This is a genomic window from Bacillus sp. XB1, from assembly GCF_053557995.1.
Map to the genome: position 1 here is coordinate 917,682 of NZ_JBNRIL010000002.1, position 17,429 is coordinate 935,110.

The following is a 17,429-nucleotide window of genomic DNA, read 5'->3' on the forward strand; positions in this document are numbered from 1 at the left end:
TTGAGGTACACTGTCTTTGTGGGGGAAATGAAAATGATATATTATGTAATAGCGTTATTCGTCATTGCTATCGATCAAATATCGAAGTGGTTAATTGTAAAGAACATGGAATTGGGTACGAGTATTCCGATTATCGACAATGTATTATACATAACATCACATCGAAATAGAGGCGCTGCTTGGGGTATTTTAGAAAATAAAATGTGGTTCTTCTACATTATTACAGTTGTTTTTGTAGTGTTTATTGTATTTTATATGAAAAAGTATGCGAAAACAGACAAGCTTCTAGGTATTTCGTTAAGCCTAATTTTGGGCGGGGCAATTGGTAACTTTATTGATCGTGTATTTAGACAAGAAGTAGTGGATTTCATTCACGTGTATATTTTCTCGTACAACTATCCAGTATTCAATATAGCTGATTCAGCATTATGTATTGGTGTTGTATTAATTATTATTCAAACATTATTAGAAGGCAAGAAAGCGAAGGAGTAATTGAATGAGTGAAGTAGTACAAGTAACAGTTGCAGCAGAGCAAAAAAACGAGCGAATTGATAAATTCGTTGCAGGGATAAATAACGAATGGTCACGTACGCAAGTGCAGCAATGGATTAAAGATGACGTTGTGACAGTAAACGGAAAAGCGGTAAAAGGGAATTATAAAGTAAAAGAAGAAGATGAAATTACAGTAACAATTCCTGAACCAGAAGAGTTAGATATTCAACCAGAGGATTTAAATTTAGAAATTTATTATGAAGATGCAGATGTGCTTGTTGTAAATAAGCCACGTGGTATGGTTGTACATCCAGCACCAGGGCATACAAGTGGTACACTTGTAAACGGCCTTATGCACCATTGTACAGACTTATCAGGCATTAACGGTGTAATGCGTCCAGGTATCGTGCATCGTATCGATAAAGATACATCTGGACTATTAATGGTTGCTAAAAATGATATGGCACATGAATCGCTTGTAAATCAGCTTGTAGCAAAAACAGTAACGAGACGTTACAAAGCGATTGTACACGGTGTGATTCCGCATGATAAGGGAACGATTGATGCTCCGATTGCTCGTGATAAGAAAGAGCGTCAAAGTATGACAGTTGAGGAAAATGGTAAGAACGCTGTTACGCACTTCCAAGTGTTAGAACGCTTTAAAGACTTTACGCTTGTAGAATGTCGCTTAGAAACGGGACGTACGCACCAAATTCGTGTTCATATGAAATATATTGGCTATCCACTTGCAGGAGATCCGAAGTATGGTCCGAAGAAAACGTTAGATATGAATGGACAAGCACTTCATGCGGGTATTTTAGGCTTTGATCATCCTCGTACTGGTGAATATATTCAGTTTGAGGCACCGATTCCAGAAGTGTTTGAAGACGTATTAAATATTTTACGAAAATAGTATTGACAAATCATAAGAAAACTGAGATACTGACAACAGTTAAATAATGATCCTTTAACACAGCCCCGTGAGGTTGAGAAGGTAACGGTTTGAAATACTTAGGGTATGTTGTACCCTTTTTTCAAAAGTCCTCTCGCACACGCTGAGAGGACTTTTTTTATACCATTACTCTCACGCAAGAAAAAAGCTTGGAGGTGTAGAGCATGCAAGAGAAAGCTGTCGTTTTAGATGACCAAATGATTCGCCGCGCTTTAACACGAATTAGTCATGAAATCGTGGAACGAAATAAAGGTGTCGATAATTGTGTTCTTGTCGGAATTAAAACTCGTGGAATTTTTATTGCACAACGTTTGGCAGAACGAATTGGTCAAATTGAAGGAAAAGAAATGGAAGTTGGAGAGTTAGACATTACGTTATATCGTGATGATTTAACACTACAATCGAAAAATAAAGAACCACTTGTAAAAGGTTCTGATATCCCTGTAGATATTACGAAGAAGAAAGTTATCCTTGTGGATGACGTATTATATACAGGAAGAACAGTTCGAGCAGCAATGGATGCTCTTATGGATTTAGGTAGACCATCTCAAATCCAATTGGCGGTTCTTGTTGATAGAGGTCATCGCGAATTACCAATTCGCGCTGATTATGTAGGGAAGAACATTCCAACATCAAGTGAAGAGCGTATCGAAGTTGATTTGCAAGAGACAGATCAACAAGATCGAGTAAGCATATACGATAAGTAAAGCCCTTTTAAATGTAGTCCTGTGAGGCTGCCAAAGGGTCTTGGCTTTCATATGTCAAATTTGGCATACGAAAGTGTAGGACTCTTTGTGCACAGGCACAAAGAGTTTTTTTATTGCAAAGATTTAAACTGAAGGAGGATGTAACAATGGAACAAAAGCCAGTGTTAGACGTTAATGAAGTACCGAAACCGGGAAAATGGTTATTTTTAAGTATACAACATTTGTTCGCGATGTTTGGATCAACAGTGCTTGTTCCGTTTTTAACAGGATTGAATCCATCAGTAGCATTAATATCAAGTGGATTAGGAACGTTAGCGTTCCTTCTTATAACGAAAGGTCAAGTACCTGCCTATCTAGGATCATCATTCGCCTTTATCGCACCGATTATAACAGCGAAAACGGCAGGTGGACCGGGAGCAGCAATGCTTGGTGGTTTGCTAGCAGGACTTGTGTACATCTTAATCTCACTAGGAATTAAGAAATCAGGATCAGAGTGGATTATGAAATTACTACCACCAATCGTAGTTGGTCCAGTAGTAATGGTAATCGGTCTAGCTTTAGCACATACAGCAGTTAATATGGCGATGAACGGTGCGGATGGCAAATATAGCTTTACACACTTTTCAGTAGCGTTAGTAACATTAGCAATTACAATTATATGCTCGATATTTGGAAGAGGATTTTTCAGTATCATACCAGTGTTACTTGGCATTATCGGCGGATATATCTTCGCTTACTTCCAAGGGCTAGTAGACTTAAAGCCGGTAGCTGAGGCAAAATGGTTTGTTGTACCAGATTTCACAGTACCATTTGTAACATATACACCAGAGTTTTCATGGAAGATTGTACTCTTGATGGTACCAGTTGCACTAGTAACAATATCAGAACATATCGGACATCAAATTGTTCTTGGAAATGTTATTAAAAGAGATTTAATTGAAAAACCAGGTTTACACCGTTCAATCTTCGGTGACGGAGTAGCAACATTAATTGCGTCACTAATCGGTGGGCCACCGAATACAACGTATGGTGAAAACATCGGCGTGCTAGCAATTACGAGAGCATACAGTGTATACTTATTCATCGGTTCAGCAGTATTCGCAATCATGTTCGGGTTTATCGGTAAGATTTCTGCACTGATTCATTCGATCCCAACACCAGTTATGGGTGGTGTATCAATCTTACTATTCGGTGTAATCGCATCAAGCGGATTACGCATGATGGTAGATGATAAAACAGATTTAAGTGACAAACGAAACTTAATGATTGCATCAGTAATATTAGTAATCGGTATTGGTGGAGCGGTACTTCACGTAGGAGAATCATTCCAAGTAGAAGGAATGGCACTAGCAGCAATTGTAGGTGTACTGTTAAATCTACTACTACCGGAAACGAAACAAATAAAACAATCTAAGCAGATTGCTTCATAATAATAACCTTTTAATTCAGTCCTGTGAGACCGGAAAGGGTGGCTTCTTTCTTGCACCCTAGTCTCACATGACTAGGGTATTTTTATGCAAAGGTTGTTATAAAAATTCAAAAGTGGTAACATAAAAATCAGAAAGATGAGGGATGACGATGAGCCATTTGTTAACGATGAGTGAATTATCGGAAGTAGAAATTTCAGAAATCCTAAAAGATGCAGAAGATTTTGCGAATGGAAAAGAGAGCAAAACGACAGAGCAAACTTTTGTTGCGAACTTGTTTTTTGAGAATAGTACGAGAACGAGATTTAGCTTTGAAGTTGCTGAGAAGAGATTAGGACTTGATGTTTTAAACTTTTCAGCTGATGCATCTAGCGTACAAAAAGGAGAAACTTTATACGATACGATAAGAACACTAGAATCAATCGGAACAAAAGCAGTGGTCATCCGCCACGAGCAAGATCGCTACTTCGATGAACTAAAAGATCAGGTGAATATTCCAATCTTAAACGCTGGAGATGGATGCGGAAACCACCCAACGCAGTGCCTACTCGATCTTCTTACAATTAAACAAGAGTTTGGAAGATTTGAAGGTTTGAAGATCGCAATAGTAGGAGATGTTCGTCATAGCCGAGTAGCACGTTCTAATGCAGAAGCATTAACGAAGCTTGGTGCAACAATTTACTTTGCAAGTCCAGAAGAGTGGAAAGATGAAGACAACACATTTGGAACATACAAACCATTAGATGAACTTGTTCCAGAAGTTGATGTAATGATGTTACTCCGTGTACAACATGAGCGTCATGATCATTATGAAACAGACATTATGAAAGAATATCATGAGAAACACGGATTAACAGTAGAAAGAGAAAAGCGTATGAAAGAAGGAAGCATTATTATGCATCCAGCTCCTGTAAACCGTGATGTTGAAATTGCAAGTGAACTTGTTGAGTGTGAGCGTTCACGCATATTTAAACAAATGGAAAATGGAGTTTACGTAAGAATGGCTGTACTAAAACGCGCCTTACCAAATGTATTAGGAGGAATGAAACATGAATTATTTGTTTAAAAATGGTCGTTATATGAATGAAGAAGGAAAAATCGTAGCAACGGATCTTCTCGTACAAGACGGTAAAATCGCTAAGGTAGCAGAAAATATTACGGCAGATAATGCTGAAGTAATCGATGTGAACGGAAAGTTAATCGCACCTGGATTAGTAGATGTACACGTACATCTTCGTGAACCAGGTGGTGAACATAAAGAAACAATTGAAACAGGTACACTAGCAGCGGCAAAAGGTGGATTCACTACAATTTGCGCAATGCCAAATACACGTCCGGTACCAGATTGCAGAGAACATATGGAAGACTTGCAAAAACGTATTGAAGAAAAAGCTCATGTTAACGTACTACCATACGGAGCAATTACAGTACGTCAAGCTGGTTCTGAAATGACAGATTTCGAAACATTAAAAGAACTTGGAGCATTTGCTTTCACAGATGACGGCGTAGGCGTACAAGATGCGAGCATGATGTTAGCGGCTATGAAACGTGCAGCAAAATTAGATATGGCAGTAGTTGCGCACTGTGAAGAGAATACGCTTATTAATAAAGGTTGTGTACATGAAGGGAAGTTTTCTGAGAAACACGGATTAAACGGTATCCCATCAGTATGTGAATCTGTACATATTGCAAGGGATATACTGCTTGCTGAAGCAGCAGATTGCCACTATCACGTATGTCATGTAAGTACGAAAGGTTCGGTACGTGTAATCCGTGATGCGAAACGCGCTGGAATTAAAGTAACAGCAGAAGTAACACCGCATCACCTAGTGTTATGTGAAGATGATATCCCATCAGCTGATCCTAACTTTAAAATGAACCCACCGCTTCGTGGAAAAGAAGACCATGCAGCATTAATTGAAGGTTTATTAGATGGAACGATCGATATGATTGCAACTGACCATGCACCGCATACAGCGGAAGAGAAAGCACAAGGAATTGAAAGAGCACCGTTTGGAATTACTGGTTTTGAAACAGCATTCCCGCTTCTATACACAAACCTTGTGAAAAAAGGAATTATTACATTAGAACAATTAATTCAATTCTTAACAGAAAAGCCAGCTGATACATTCGGCTTAGAAGCAGGTCGCCTGAAAGAAGGTAGAACAGCTGATATTACAATCATTGATTTAGAACAAGAAGAAGAGATTGACCCAACAACATTCTTATCAAAAGGAAAAAATACACCATTCGCAGGTTGGAAATGCCAAGGATGGCCGGTAATGACAATCGTTGGTGGTAAGATCGCATGGCAAAAGGAGAGTGCATTAGTATGAAAAGACAACTTATCTTAGAAGATGGAACAGTATTAATTGGAACAGGTTTCGGAGGCGAAATCGAAAAGTCAGGTGAGGTTGTATTTACAACAGGAATGACTGGATATCAAGAAACATTATCTGATCCATCATATTGCGGTCAAATCGTAACATTCACGTACCCATTAATCGGAAACTACGGCATTAACCGTGACGATTTTGAATCCATTCACCCATCTGTAAATGGTTTAATCGTAAACGAAATTTGTGATCATCCATCAAACTTCCGTAATGAAATTTCGTTAAATGATTACTTGAAAGAAAGAAATATCCCAGGATTAGCAGGGATTGATACGAGAAAATTAACGAGAAAAATTCGTCAATACGGTACATTACGCGGACGCCTTTGTAATATGGATGCAGATGTAGAGTACATTGTAAGTCAATTAAAAGCGACAGTATTTACAGATCATGTAAAACGCGTATCAACGAAAGATCCATACCCAAGCCCAGGTCGTGGTCACCGAGTTGTACTAGTAGACTTCGGTATGAAACATGGTATTTTACGAGAATTAAATAAGCGTGACTGTGATGTAATTGTAGTTCCTTACAACACAACAGCAGAAGAAATTTTACGCCTTAGCCCAGATGGAATTATGTTAAGTAATGGACCTGGAGATCCGAAAGATGTACCAGAAGCAATTGAAATGTTAAAAGACATTATCGGTAAAGTTCCTTTATTCGGAATTTGCCTAGGACATCAATTGTTCGCTCTAGCATCAGGTGCAAATACAAGTAAGTTGAAATTTGGTCACCGTGGTTTAAACCATCCAGTAAAAAATCTTGCAACTGGAAAAGTAGCAATTACATCTCAAAACCACGGATACGCAGTAGAAGAAGAATCAGTTGAAAATACAGATCTTGAAATTACACATGTTGCTTTAAACGATGGAACGGTAGAAGGTCTTCGTCATAAGAAGTTCCCAGCATTTACAGTACAATACCATCCAGAAGCTTCAGCGGGACCAGAAGATGCAAATGATTTATTCGAAGATTTCTTAACAATGATTGAAAACTTCAAGAAAGAAGGGGAAGAGTTATGCCAAAACGCCTAGACATTAACACAATTTTAGTAATCGGATCAGGACCAATTGTAATTGGGCAAGCAGCGGAGTTTGACTACTCTGGTACACAAGCCTGTCAATCTCTTAAAGAGGAAGGTTACAAAGTAATCCTTGTTAACTCTAACCCAGCAACAATTATGACGGATACTGCAACAGCAGATAAAGTATACATCGAGCCATTAACATTAGAATTCGTAAGCCGTATTATTCGTAAAGAACGTCCTGATGCAATCCTACCAACATTAGGTGGTCAAACAGGTTTAAACATGGCTGTTGAACTTGCAAAATCAGGCGTACTTGACGAGTGCGGAGTTGAAATTTTAGGAACAAAATTATCAGCAATCGAGCAAGCGGAAGATCGTGATTTATTCCGTACATTAATGCAAGATTTAAATGAACCAACACCACCAAGTGAAATTATTCATAACCTTGATGAAGCATATGGATTTGTAAATGAAATTGGTTACCCAGTAATCGTTCGACCAGCGTTCACATTAGGAGGAACGGGCGGCGGAATTTGCCATAACGAAGAAGAGCTAATTGAAATCGTAACAAGTGGTTTAAAACATAGTCCAGTAACACAATGTTTATTAGAGAAAAGTATTGCTGGCTGTAAGGAAATTGAATATGAAGTAATGCGTGATTCAAATGATAACGCGATTGTAGTATGTAACATGGAAAACATCGATCCAGTTGGTGTTCACACAGGTGATTCGATTGTAGTAGCACCGAGCCAAACGCTAAGCGACCGTGAATATCAAATGTTACGTAACACTTCATTACGAATTATTCGTGCACTAGGAATTGAAGGCGGATGTAACGTTCAGCTTGCGCTTGATCCATATAGCTTCCAATACTATGTAATCGAAGTAAATCCACGTGTAAGTCGTTCATCTGCACTAGCATCTAAAGCAACTGGATATCCAATTGCGAAATTAGCAGCAAAAATTGCAGTCGGCTTAACGTTAGATGAAATTGTAAACCCAGTAACACAAAAAACTTACGCTTGTTTCGAGCCAGCGTTAGACTATGTTGTTTCAAAAATTCCACGTTGGCCGTTTGATAAGTTTGAATCAGCGAACAGAACGCTTGGAACACAAATGAAAGCAACTGGTGAAGTTATGTCAATCGGACGTAACTTAGAAGAATCATTACTAAAAGCAGTTCGTTCTTTAGAGCTTGGCATTTATCACTTAGAATTAGACCACTTAAAAGAACTTGATAAAGAAACGATGAAAAAACGTATCATTAAAGCGGATGATGAACGACTGTTTATTGTAGCAGAAGCAATTCGCCAAGGTGTAACGAAAGAAGAAATCAATGAATGGTGTGAAATGGACTTCTTCTTCTTACAAAAAGTTGAAAACATCGTAAATATGGAACGTGAAGTAAAAGCGAACGTAGGAAATATGGAAGTACTACAAACTGCAAAAGAAATGGGCTTCAGCGATCACTACATTGCAGCAGCTTGGAACAAAACGGAGCGCGAAATTTACGATATGCGTAAAGAAAATAATATGATGCCAGTATTCAAAATGGTAGATACTTGTGCGGCAGAGTTTGAATCTGCAACGCCATATTACTACAGCACATATGCGGACGAAAATGAATCGATTGTAACAGATCGTAAGAGTGTAGTAGTTCTAGGATCTGGTCCGATCCGCATTGGTCAAGGTGTTGAGTTTGATTACGCAACAGTTCACTCAGTATGGGCAATTAAAGAAGCTGGATATGAAGCAATTATCATTAACAACAACCCAGAAACAGTTTCAACAGACTTCAGTATTTCTGACAAATTATACTTTGAACCATTAACGATTGAAGATGTAATGCACATTATCGATTTAGAAAAACCAGAAGGTGTTATCGTTCAGTTCGGTGGACAAACGGCAATTAACTTAGCAGCGAAACTAGAAGAACACGGTGTGAAAATTTTAGGAACATCACTTGAAGACTTAGACCGTGCAGAAGATCGTGATAAATTCGAAGCTGCTTTAACAAAACTTGGCATCCCGCAACCAGTTGGTAAAACAGCAACGACTGTAGAACAAGCGGTAGCAATCGCAGAAGAAATTGGTTACCCAGTATTAGTAAGACCATCTTACGTACTAGGTGGACGTGCAATGGAAATCGTATATCGTCAAGAAGAACTGCTGCACTACATGAAAAATGCAGTTAAAGTTCATGCAGATCACCCAGTATTAATCGACCGTTACATGGTTGGTAAAGAAATTGAAGTAGATGCAATTTCGGATGGTGAGAATGTATTCATTCCAGGTATTATGGAACATATTGAACGCGCTGGAGTTCACTCTGGTGACTCAATTGGAGTATATCCACCACAAAGTTTATCTGAAAAACTAAAAGAACAAATCATTGAACATACAATTGCACTTGGAAAAGGATTAAACATTGTTGGATTACTAAATATCCAGTTTGTAGTATTCAAAGATCAAGTGTACGTAATTGAAGTAAATCCACGTGCAAGCCGTACAGTACCGTTCTTAAGTAAAATTACAGGCGTACCGATGGCGAATGTTGCAACGAAAGTTATTTTAGGGCAAGACCTAGTAGAGCAAGGATACGGAACTGGCTATCACCCAGAAGAGAAAGAAGTATATGTAAAAGCTCCGGTATTCTCATTCGCGAAACTACGCTCAGTTGATACAACATTAGGACCTGAAATGAAATCAACAGGGGAAGTAATGGGTAAAGACTTAACGCTTGAAAAAGCATTATATAAAGGATTAGTTGCTTCTGGAATTAACATCCCAACGCACGGCTCAGTAATCATTACTGTAGCGGATAAAGATAAAGAAGAGGCAATGGAAATTGCAAAACGTTTCCACGAAATCGGCTATAACTTATTAGCAACAGCTGGAACAGCACAATCGTTAGCAGAGCAAAATATCCCAGTACAAGTTGTAAACAAAATTGATTCTGAAGACTACAACTTACTAGATATTATCCGTCAAGGAAAAGCACAGTTTGTAATTAATACATTAACAAAAGGTAAACAACCAGCGCGTGATGGTTTCCGCATTCGCCGTGAATCAGTAGAAAATGGTGTGGCTTGCTTAACATCACTTGATACAACGAGAGCAATCTTACGAGTATTAGAATCTATGACATTCTCAGCTCATTCAATGAAAGAAATTACGCAAACAAAGCGTCACGAGGTGGTACATGCATGATGCAAAAGCAAAATATGATCGTCGTTAATCAAAAAGAAATCGCAAAAAATATTTACGAATTAGTGCTTCAAGGAACGTTAGTACAGCAAATGAACGAACCAGGGCAGTTTGTACACATTAAGGTAGCAGAGGGCATTGCGCCCCTTCTGCGCCGCCCAATTAGTATTTGTAATGTAGATCAAGAGAAGAACGAATTTACAATGCTATATCGTGCAGAAGGACAAGGGACAAAAACATTAGCAACTAGAAAACAAGGTGAAATGGTAGACGTACTAGGACCGCTAGGACATGGTTTTCCTGTAGAAGAAGCAGAAGCTGGTCAAACAGCTTTACTAGTAGGCGGGGGAATTGGTGTACCACCACTTTATGAATTATCACAGCGCCTCGTTGCAAAAGGGGTACGCGTAATTCACATCTTAGGTTTTCAAACGAAAGATGTAGTTTTCTATGAAGAAAAATTTGCAGAACTTGGTGATACGTACGTTGCGACAGTAGACGGTACACACGGTACAAAAGGATTTGTCACAGATGTAATTGATAATTACGGAATTGACTTTGATATTCTTTATTCATGTGGTCCGTTAGCGATGCTTCGTGCATTAGAAGGACGTTACAAAGAGAAAAAAGCTTATATTTCTTTAGAAGAACGTATGGGCTGTGGTATTGGAGCTTGTTTCGCATGTGTATGCCACTTACAAGAAGATCCAAGTGGACATTCTTACAAGAAGGTGTGTAGCGACGGACCAGTATTTCCAATCGGGGAGGTTGTACTATGAACAGATTGCAAGTTGAATTACCAGGATTATCATTAAAAAATCCAATTATACCGGCATCTGGATGCTTTGGGTTTGGTCGTGAATATGCACAGTTTTACGATTTAAGTGTACTAGGATCAATCATGATTAAAGCGACGACAGAACAACCACGTTATGGAAATCCAACGCCTCGTGTTGCTGAAACACCGGGCGGTATGTTAAATGCAATCGGACTTCAAAACCCGGGATTAGACAAAGTAATGAATTCTGAATTACCATGGTTAGAACAATTTGACCTTCCAATTATTGCGAACGTTGCAGGCTCACAAGCTGAGGATTACGTAGCGGTTGCGAAGGAAATTTCTAAAGCGCCTAATGTCCATGCACTAGAATTAAATATTTCTTGTCCGAACGTAAAAACAGGTGGTATCGCCTTTGGTACAAATCCTGAAATTGCTGCTGATTTAACGAAGCGAGTAAAAGAGGTTTCTGAAGTACCTGTATACGTGAAGTTGTCACCGAATGTGGCAAACATTGTGGAAATTGCAAAAGCGATTGAAAATGCAGGGGCAGATGGTTTAACGATGATTAATACATTGCTTGGTATGCGTCTAGATTTAAAAACAGCTAAACCAATTTTAGCAAACCGTACAGGTGGATTATCAGGTCCTGCGATTAAGCCAGTAGCAATTCGTATGGTACATGAAGTAAGCCAAGCGGTAAACATTCCGATTATCGGAATGGGTGGTATTGAGACAGCGGAAGATGTAATTGAATTCTTCTATGCTGGCGCAAGCGCAGTTGCAGTAGGTACAGCGAACTTTATTGATCCGTTCGTATGTCCGACAATTATTGAAGAGTTACCAGCATTACTAGATGAATTAGGATTTGATCACATTTCGGAATGTCAAGGAAGGAGCTGGAAGCAAACATGTCACAGTCGTTAATCGTTGCATTAGATTTTCCAGGGAAACAAGATGTAGAACAATTCTTGCGCCACTTTGAAGGGGAAAAGTTATTTGTCAAAGTTGGTATGGAGTTATTTTACAAAGAAGGCCCTGCGATTATTACGTACTTAAAAGAAAAAGGACATAAGATTTTTCTAGATTTAAAACTTCATGATATTCCGAATACAGTAAAAAGCGCTATGCGTAGCCTAGCTAGTCTAGATGTTGATATGGTAAATGTTCATGCTGCTGGGGGAAGCAGTATGATGAAAGCTGCGATTGAGGGATTAGAGGAAGGTAAGCAAGAAGGAAAAGAGAGACCGATTTGTATTGCAGTTACACAACTAACAAGCACTTCGGAAGCTATGATGAAAAAAGAGATTGGCATTGAGAAAACGTTAGAAGAAGCGGTTGCTCATTATGCAAAACTAACGAAAGAAAGTGGACTTGATGGCGTTGTTTGTTCAACACTTGAAGTTCCAAAATTACGTGAAGTATGCGGAAATAAATTTGTAACAGTAACACCGGGGATTCGTCTTGCAAGCGATGATGTAAATGACCAGGTGCGCGTAGCAACACCGAAACGTGCGAGGGAACTTGGCTCAAGCTACATCGTAGTTGGACGTAGTATTACAAAAGCAGAAAATCCGCTTGAAGCGTATAAAACAGTAAAACAACAGTGGGAAGGTGTAACAGTATGAAAAAAGAAATCGCATCGCATTTATTAGAAATTGGAGCAGTATTTTTACAACCGAATGATCCATTCACTTGGTCTTCAGGTATGAAATCACCAATTTATTGTGATAACCGTTTAACTTTATCTTATCCAAAAGTACGTCAAGCGATTGCAGCTGGATTAGAAGAGTTAATTAAAGAGCACTTCCCAACTGTAGAAGTTATTGCAGGAACAGCAACTGCTGGTATTGCGCACGCTGCATGGGTAAGCGATCGTATGGATTTACCAATGTGCTACGTACGTAGTAAAGCAAAAGGTCACGGTAAAGGGAACCAAATCGAAGGAAAAGCTGAAAAAGGTCAAAAAGTAGTAGTAGTAGAGGACCTAATTTCAACTGGCGGTAGTGCAATTACATGTGTAGAAGCACTTCGCGAAGCTGGCTGTGAAGTATTAGGGATCGTATCAATCTTCACATACGAGCTAGAAGCAGGAAAAGAAAAGTTAGAAGCAGCGAACGTAGCATCATATTCTTTAAGTGATTACAGTGCATTAACTGAAGTTGCAGCAGAAAAAGGTATGATTGGACAAGCTGAAACGAAGAAATTACAAGAGTGGCGTAAAAATCCAGCTAACGAAGCTTGGATCACAGCGTAACACGAAAAAAGACGACCGCGGGGGAATGCGGTCGTTTTTTTATATCATTGTTATAATTTCAAGTAAAGTTCCATCAATATCAAAGAAAATCATATTACAATCTCCTTAACTACTTAGCGCTTTCTGCAAGCTTATATCCTTTTACAAACAATAGAGTCACATAAGAAACAATAAATGAGAAAATGCTGTACATGCCAACCCAAAAGAAAAATTTTGGAGTAAAGGCGATAACACCTATTATTAAAAAACTAGCAAACGTTACAATCGGCATTACGTAATACGTTTTCGTCTTGCGCGTTCCAATAACAGAAACGATAAAGATAAGTAATGGACAAATTAATAAGACGAAAATCAATTCATTCATAGGTATGTCCCCTTTTCTAATTGCAGTAATCTGTTTCTCGTAAACGTTTTGAAATAATTACTCTCCTAATATAATTTCGCTAAGTAATAACGAATCCCTCTTGAAAACTGATAATTCATGATGAATTTTACAAGCAAAAAACGTAAGCAAGAGAACACTTGCTTACGTTATAGGATAAACATCGCAACGATCGTGGTGACAATTAAACCGATAATAACAGGTAAAAAGTTTCGGCGTGCAAGTTCAAATGGATCTACCTTGCAAATTGCAGCAGCAGGAATAAGCGCCCAAGGAATTAACGTCCCGCCCCCGGTCCATATAGCTGCAATTTGCCCGAGTGCTGTTAATGTAGCTGTTCCATGGCCAAGTGCTGTTCCAAAAAGATTGGCAATGGAACCAGCAAGTGATATACCTGAAAAACCTGATCCATCTAAGCCGGTAATGACACCAACGATGGTTAATGTCCCTGCCGATACATATTGATTTAAAGGAACAGTTTGAGATAAAGCGATGCCTAAGTCGTTAATGATTCCGTGTGAACCTTTCGGTAAATAGTCACCGATAATTTTTACAAATCCACTATCTCCTAAATAAAAGAGTGCAGCGATAGGAATAACTGTTCCGAAAATTTTAAAGCCAAATTGGAGCCCTTCTATGAAATAATCGGTCGTTTTATTCAGTCCATTTCCTTTGTAGGCGATGAGGGAAATGATGATAATCATAATAACAGTCGTTCCGCCGATAAGTGCAGTTGCGTCGCTTCCTTGTAATTTAAATTGAATCATGCAAAGGATATCAATGATATATATGATAGGGATACAAATAGCGAGCCATTTTTTTATGCGAGGAGATAATGAAGTGAGCGTTTTAGAAAACTCAGTTGATGGAATAGCTTCTTGTATAGATAAGCCTGTATGAAACTCTTTTCGTAAGAAGAAAAAAGCGACAGAAGTTGTCACAATGCCCATAACGATAACGAGTGGAACACTTGCAGATACGACGCTGGAAACAGGGAGACCAGCCGCGTCTGCAGTTAATTTCGGTGCACCTTGAATAACGAAGTCTCCAGATAAGGCGATGCCGTGTCCAAATAAGTTCATAGCAATTGCAACCCCAATTGGAGGAAGGCCGACACGTACAGCAACCGGTAATAAAATAGCTCCCATTAAGGCGACAGCTGGAGAAGGCCAAAAGAAGAAAGAAATGGTCATCATTAAAAGGCCGATAATCCAGTAGGCGAGTGTAGGTGTACGAATCATTTTTGTAAATGGTGAAATCATCGTATCATTTATGCCAGTATGAACGAGTAAATTGCTCATTGATACGATAATGGAGATGATTAATATAGTTGGTAATAGCTCAGTAATGGCGTAAATGAAACTTTGAAAAATTCCGCTAATGGCAAGAGGGATAGAACTTGTTGCAGTTAATGCTAATAAAAAGATAAAAACGATACAAATGATAGTCGTATCTTTTCGGAGAATAAAAAAGGTAATAATAGTGAGTAAACAAATAATGTAGAGAGCGTGTAATAGCGTTAATTCAACTCCCATAACATTCACATCCTTTAGGCATTCGTGTAGTGTATTGTATGAAAGCAGTGAAAGTATGTGAGTATAGGAAAAAGAAAAAATGAAATTTCATGTACTGTAATGGTAAGAATGATAAATGGGTGTTACAATACAAAAAATCCTAAAAATGGAATTGAAGGAGAACTTATGCGCAAAAAAATTGGGTTTTGGGGATTTACCATATCTTGTAGTCTATTAATCACTTTAAATTTGTTTACAAACAATGAATGGATCAGTATCATACCTGTTTTCGGCTTTGTTTTTATACTGTTATATAACTGGGATGATATGAAACAATATAGTAAGAAAAGTATCGGAATTATGATAGGTGTCATTGTTGTTTGCTCATTTTTTATAGGAGTTATTTTAATAGAAGGGCAGAAACGAATGGAAAAAATCTCTATTTTTCAAGAATGGATGTCGTCTGCAAAAGGTCTTTATATTGTAATTGTCGTTGTTATTTTTCTGAAAATTGTTATAAGCATAGCAAGTTACATATTAAAGGAGAAGTAGAATGGGGAGTATGAATGAGAGAGAAAATAGGGTATTATGGTGTGCTCGTTTGTTTACTATTATCAGTTATTTCAGGGCAATTTCTTAAAAGTGAATGGATACCGATTATATTATGTATAGGAGCATTGATTTTTGCACCTATGTATCGCTGGAAGGAATGGAAAGTATATAGTCGAAAGAAGAAAATTGTTTTCAGCATTGAATTTGTCATTATAATCAGCACAATTCCGTTTTTGCTAATGAAAGGAAATGAGATACTAGATGGAATTGTAATGTTTCAAGGTGGTTATTTATTGCGAAAATGCTGTATTTAATATGTATATTAATGTCGGTAGTGGTAATCGTTAAAAAAGTAAACGAAAAGTTATTCGTTAATGAATAAAAGAAAATGCCACCTTATTCGGTGGCATTTTTTTCTATGATTTCAACAAGGAATAACAATTAGTTCCCGATTTGATTTTGTAATAACTTCATAGCCTTCTTTTGTAATGACGATATCGTCTTCAATTCTACAACCGCCCCAGTTCGGTATGTAAATGCCCGGCTCAACTGTAACAACCATACCTTCTTGTAAAGTTACCTTACTTTCTTGGGATAGGCGAAGCGGTTCATGTATTTCTAACCCAAGACCGTGCCCAGTAGAGTGGCCAAAGTATTGACCGTATCCATGTTCTGTAATGTAATCCCTCGTTATATCATCGATACTTTTCGCAGTTTCTCCAGGCTTAATCGCTTCAGTCCCACGTTTTAACGCTTCTCGTACAACATTGTATATTTTTTTGAATTCTTCCGATGGTTCCCCTATTGCTACAGTACGTGTTATATCGGAACAATATCCGTCGTAAAGTGCACCGAAGTCTAATGTAACGATATCCCCTCGTTCGATTATTTTATTTGATGCAACTCCATGGGGAAGTGAAGAACGAACGCCTGAGGCTACAATAATTTGGAATGAAGAAGATGTAGCCCCTTTTTTTCGCATGAAAAATTCTAATTCATCTCGTACAGCATTTTCACTTATTCCTGGTTTTAGAAACGTAAGAATGTGGTGAAATGCTTCGTCCGCGATATTAGCTGCAATTTTCATTGTTTCTATTTCAGGCGTGTCTTTAATGATACGAATATTTTCGATAATTTCGCACACTTGAATCATTTCCGCCTGTACGTATTTTTGCAAGTTTTTATATTGTTGCAATGTCATGTTGTTTTCTTCAATTCCAAGTTTTTGAATGTTTAATTTCGATACTTGATGTGCAATTTCTTTTTCTAAATTTCCTTTATGCATAATAATTTCAGCATCTTTTATTTGTGATTTCGCTTGATCTACATAGCGGAAATCAGTGATAAAAACAGCTTGATCGGCAGAGATTAAGACGACGCCAGCGCTACCTGTAAAGCCTGTTGCGTATTGACGGTTTTCTTTCTTTGTAATAAGTAACCCGTCGATTCCGTAATTATGTAGTTGTTTTTGGATGTTAGTTATTCTTATATTCATTTTAATTCCTCCTTTTTACATTAATAAAGCAAGAATTGTGCCAATATATTTATTTAGAATAAAAGAGAAGAGGGTAGCTGTGTGTCAAAAAAACTAGACGGATGTAAAATAAATATATATAAAATTTTTACAGTAAGTTTTTATGTGAATGAACAATAATGTAAACTTGCAAACAAAATCTTTTTAATTTAAATATTATATTTTTTGTATAAATAAATTAAAAAATTGGTATAATAAGGGATT

The 17,429-nt window shown here is 37.9% G+C and carries 16 protein-coding genes and 1 pseudogene; 14 read left to right on the forward strand and 3 right to left on the reverse strand.

Annotated features, from left to right (window positions below; genetic code table 11):
* Positions 1-33: 33 nt before the first annotated feature.
* From lspA to pyrE, 12 genes are all read left to right on the forward strand, one after another.
* The gene (gene lspA / locus ACK1U5_RS20165) at positions 34-492 is read left to right on the forward strand and encodes a lipoprotein signal peptidase LspA (RefSeq protein ID WP_000642184.1); all 459 of its coding nucleotides are present in this window, start codon (positions 34-36) and stop codon (positions 490-492) included.
* Between the two features lie 4 nt (positions 493-496).
* Positions 497-1,405 (forward strand): RluA family pseudouridine synthase, encoded by a 909-nt coding sequence (locus tag ACK1U5_RS20170; protein ID WP_069605179.1) that lies wholly within the window; start codon positions 497-499, stop codon positions 1,403-1,405.
* 203 nt (positions 1,406-1,608) lie between these two features.
* Positions 1,609-2,151: a bifunctional pyrimidine operon transcriptional regulator/uracil phosphoribosyltransferase gene (pyrR, locus tag ACK1U5_RS20175; RefSeq protein ID WP_001156491.1), complete on the forward strand. Its 543-nt coding sequence runs from the start codon at positions 1,609-1,611 to the stop codon at positions 2,149-2,151.
* Between the two features lie 146 nt (positions 2,152-2,297).
* Positions 2,298-3,581, forward strand: a complete 1,284-nt coding sequence (gene uraA, locus ACK1U5_RS20180) for a uracil permease (protein WP_000435928.1) — start codon at positions 2,298-2,300, stop codon at positions 3,579-3,581.
* Between the two features lie 148 nt (positions 3,582-3,729).
* Positions 3,730-4,644 (forward strand): aspartate carbamoyltransferase, encoded by a 915-nt coding sequence (pyrB, locus tag ACK1U5_RS20185; protein ID WP_000018849.1) that lies wholly within the window; start codon positions 3,730-3,732, stop codon positions 4,642-4,644.
* Positions 4,628-5,914, forward strand: a complete 1,287-nt coding sequence (gene pyrC, locus ACK1U5_RS20190) for a dihydroorotase (protein WP_001108366.1) — start codon at positions 4,628-4,630, stop codon at positions 5,912-5,914. The genes pyrB and pyrC overlap by 17 nt, the downstream gene beginning before the upstream one ends.
* Positions 5,911-7,008, forward strand: coding sequence for a carbamoyl phosphate synthase small subunit (locus tag ACK1U5_RS20195; protein ID WP_000828680.1), 1,098 nt, complete (start codon positions 5,911-5,913; stop codon positions 7,006-7,008). Before pyrC ends, ACK1U5_RS20195 begins: the two co-directional genes overlap by 4 nt.
* Positions 6,993-10,211, forward strand: coding sequence for a carbamoyl-phosphate synthase large subunit (gene carB / locus ACK1U5_RS20200; RefSeq protein WP_001126100.1), 3,219 nt, complete (start codon positions 6,993-6,995; stop codon positions 10,209-10,211). Before ACK1U5_RS20195 ends, carB begins: the two co-directional genes overlap by 16 nt.
* Positions 10,208-10,987 carry a dihydroorotate oxidase B electron transfer subunit gene (pyrK, locus tag ACK1U5_RS20205; protein ID WP_000983359.1) on the forward strand — a complete coding sequence of 260 codons (780 nt, stop codon included), beginning with the start codon at positions 10,208-10,210 and terminating at the stop codon, positions 10,985-10,987. The genes carB and pyrK overlap by 4 nt, the downstream gene beginning before the upstream one ends.
* A complete protein-coding gene (pyrD, locus tag ACK1U5_RS20210) occupies positions 10,984-11,913 on the forward strand; it encodes a dihydroorotate oxidase B catalytic subunit (protein WP_001081049.1) in 930 nt (309 codons plus the stop codon). The genes pyrK and pyrD overlap by 4 nt, the downstream gene beginning before the upstream one ends.
* A complete protein-coding gene (gene pyrF / locus ACK1U5_RS20215) occupies positions 11,898-12,614 on the forward strand; it encodes an orotidine-5'-phosphate decarboxylase (protein WP_069605178.1) in 717 nt (238 codons plus the stop codon). The genes pyrD and pyrF overlap by 16 nt, the downstream gene beginning before the upstream one ends.
* Positions 12,611-13,243: an orotate phosphoribosyltransferase gene (gene pyrE / locus ACK1U5_RS20220; RefSeq protein WP_000711449.1), complete on the forward strand. Its 633-nt coding sequence runs from the start codon at positions 12,611-12,613 to the stop codon at positions 13,241-13,243. The genes pyrF and pyrE overlap by 4 nt, the downstream gene beginning before the upstream one ends.
* Positions 13,244-13,352: 109 nt before the next feature.
* Here pyrE and ACK1U5_RS20225 read toward each other — a convergent pair whose 3' ends face one another.
* Both ACK1U5_RS20225 and ACK1U5_RS20230 read right to left on the reverse strand, forming a co-directional pair.
* A complete protein-coding gene (locus tag ACK1U5_RS20225) occupies positions 13,353-13,607 on the reverse strand; it encodes a YbeF family protein (protein WP_048567498.1) in 255 nt (84 codons plus the stop codon).
* Between the two features lie 167 nt (positions 13,608-13,774).
* A complete protein-coding gene (locus ACK1U5_RS20230) occupies positions 13,775-15,160 on the reverse strand; it encodes a hypothetical protein (RefSeq protein WP_069605177.1) in 1,386 nt (461 codons plus the stop codon).
* Positions 15,161-15,325: 165 nt separating this feature from the next.
* Between ACK1U5_RS20230 and ACK1U5_RS20235 the strand changes: the two genes are divergently transcribed.
* Complete coding sequence (locus ACK1U5_RS20235) at positions 15,326-15,691, forward strand: YoqO family protein (protein WP_069605176.1); 366 nt, start codon at positions 15,326-15,328, stop codon at positions 15,689-15,691.
* 14 nt (positions 15,692-15,705) lie between these two features.
* A pseudogene (locus tag ACK1U5_RS20240) lies at positions 15,706-16,073 on the forward strand (YoqO family protein).
* A 42-nt stretch (positions 16,074-16,115) separates the two neighbouring features.
* On the opposite strand, the gene ACK1U5_RS20245 reads toward ACK1U5_RS20240, so the two are convergent.
* Complete coding sequence (locus tag ACK1U5_RS20245) at positions 16,116-17,186, reverse strand: M24 family metallopeptidase (RefSeq protein WP_001026208.1); 1,071 nt, start codon at positions 17,184-17,186, stop codon at positions 16,116-16,118.
* Positions 17,187-17,429 lie beyond the last annotated feature (243 nt).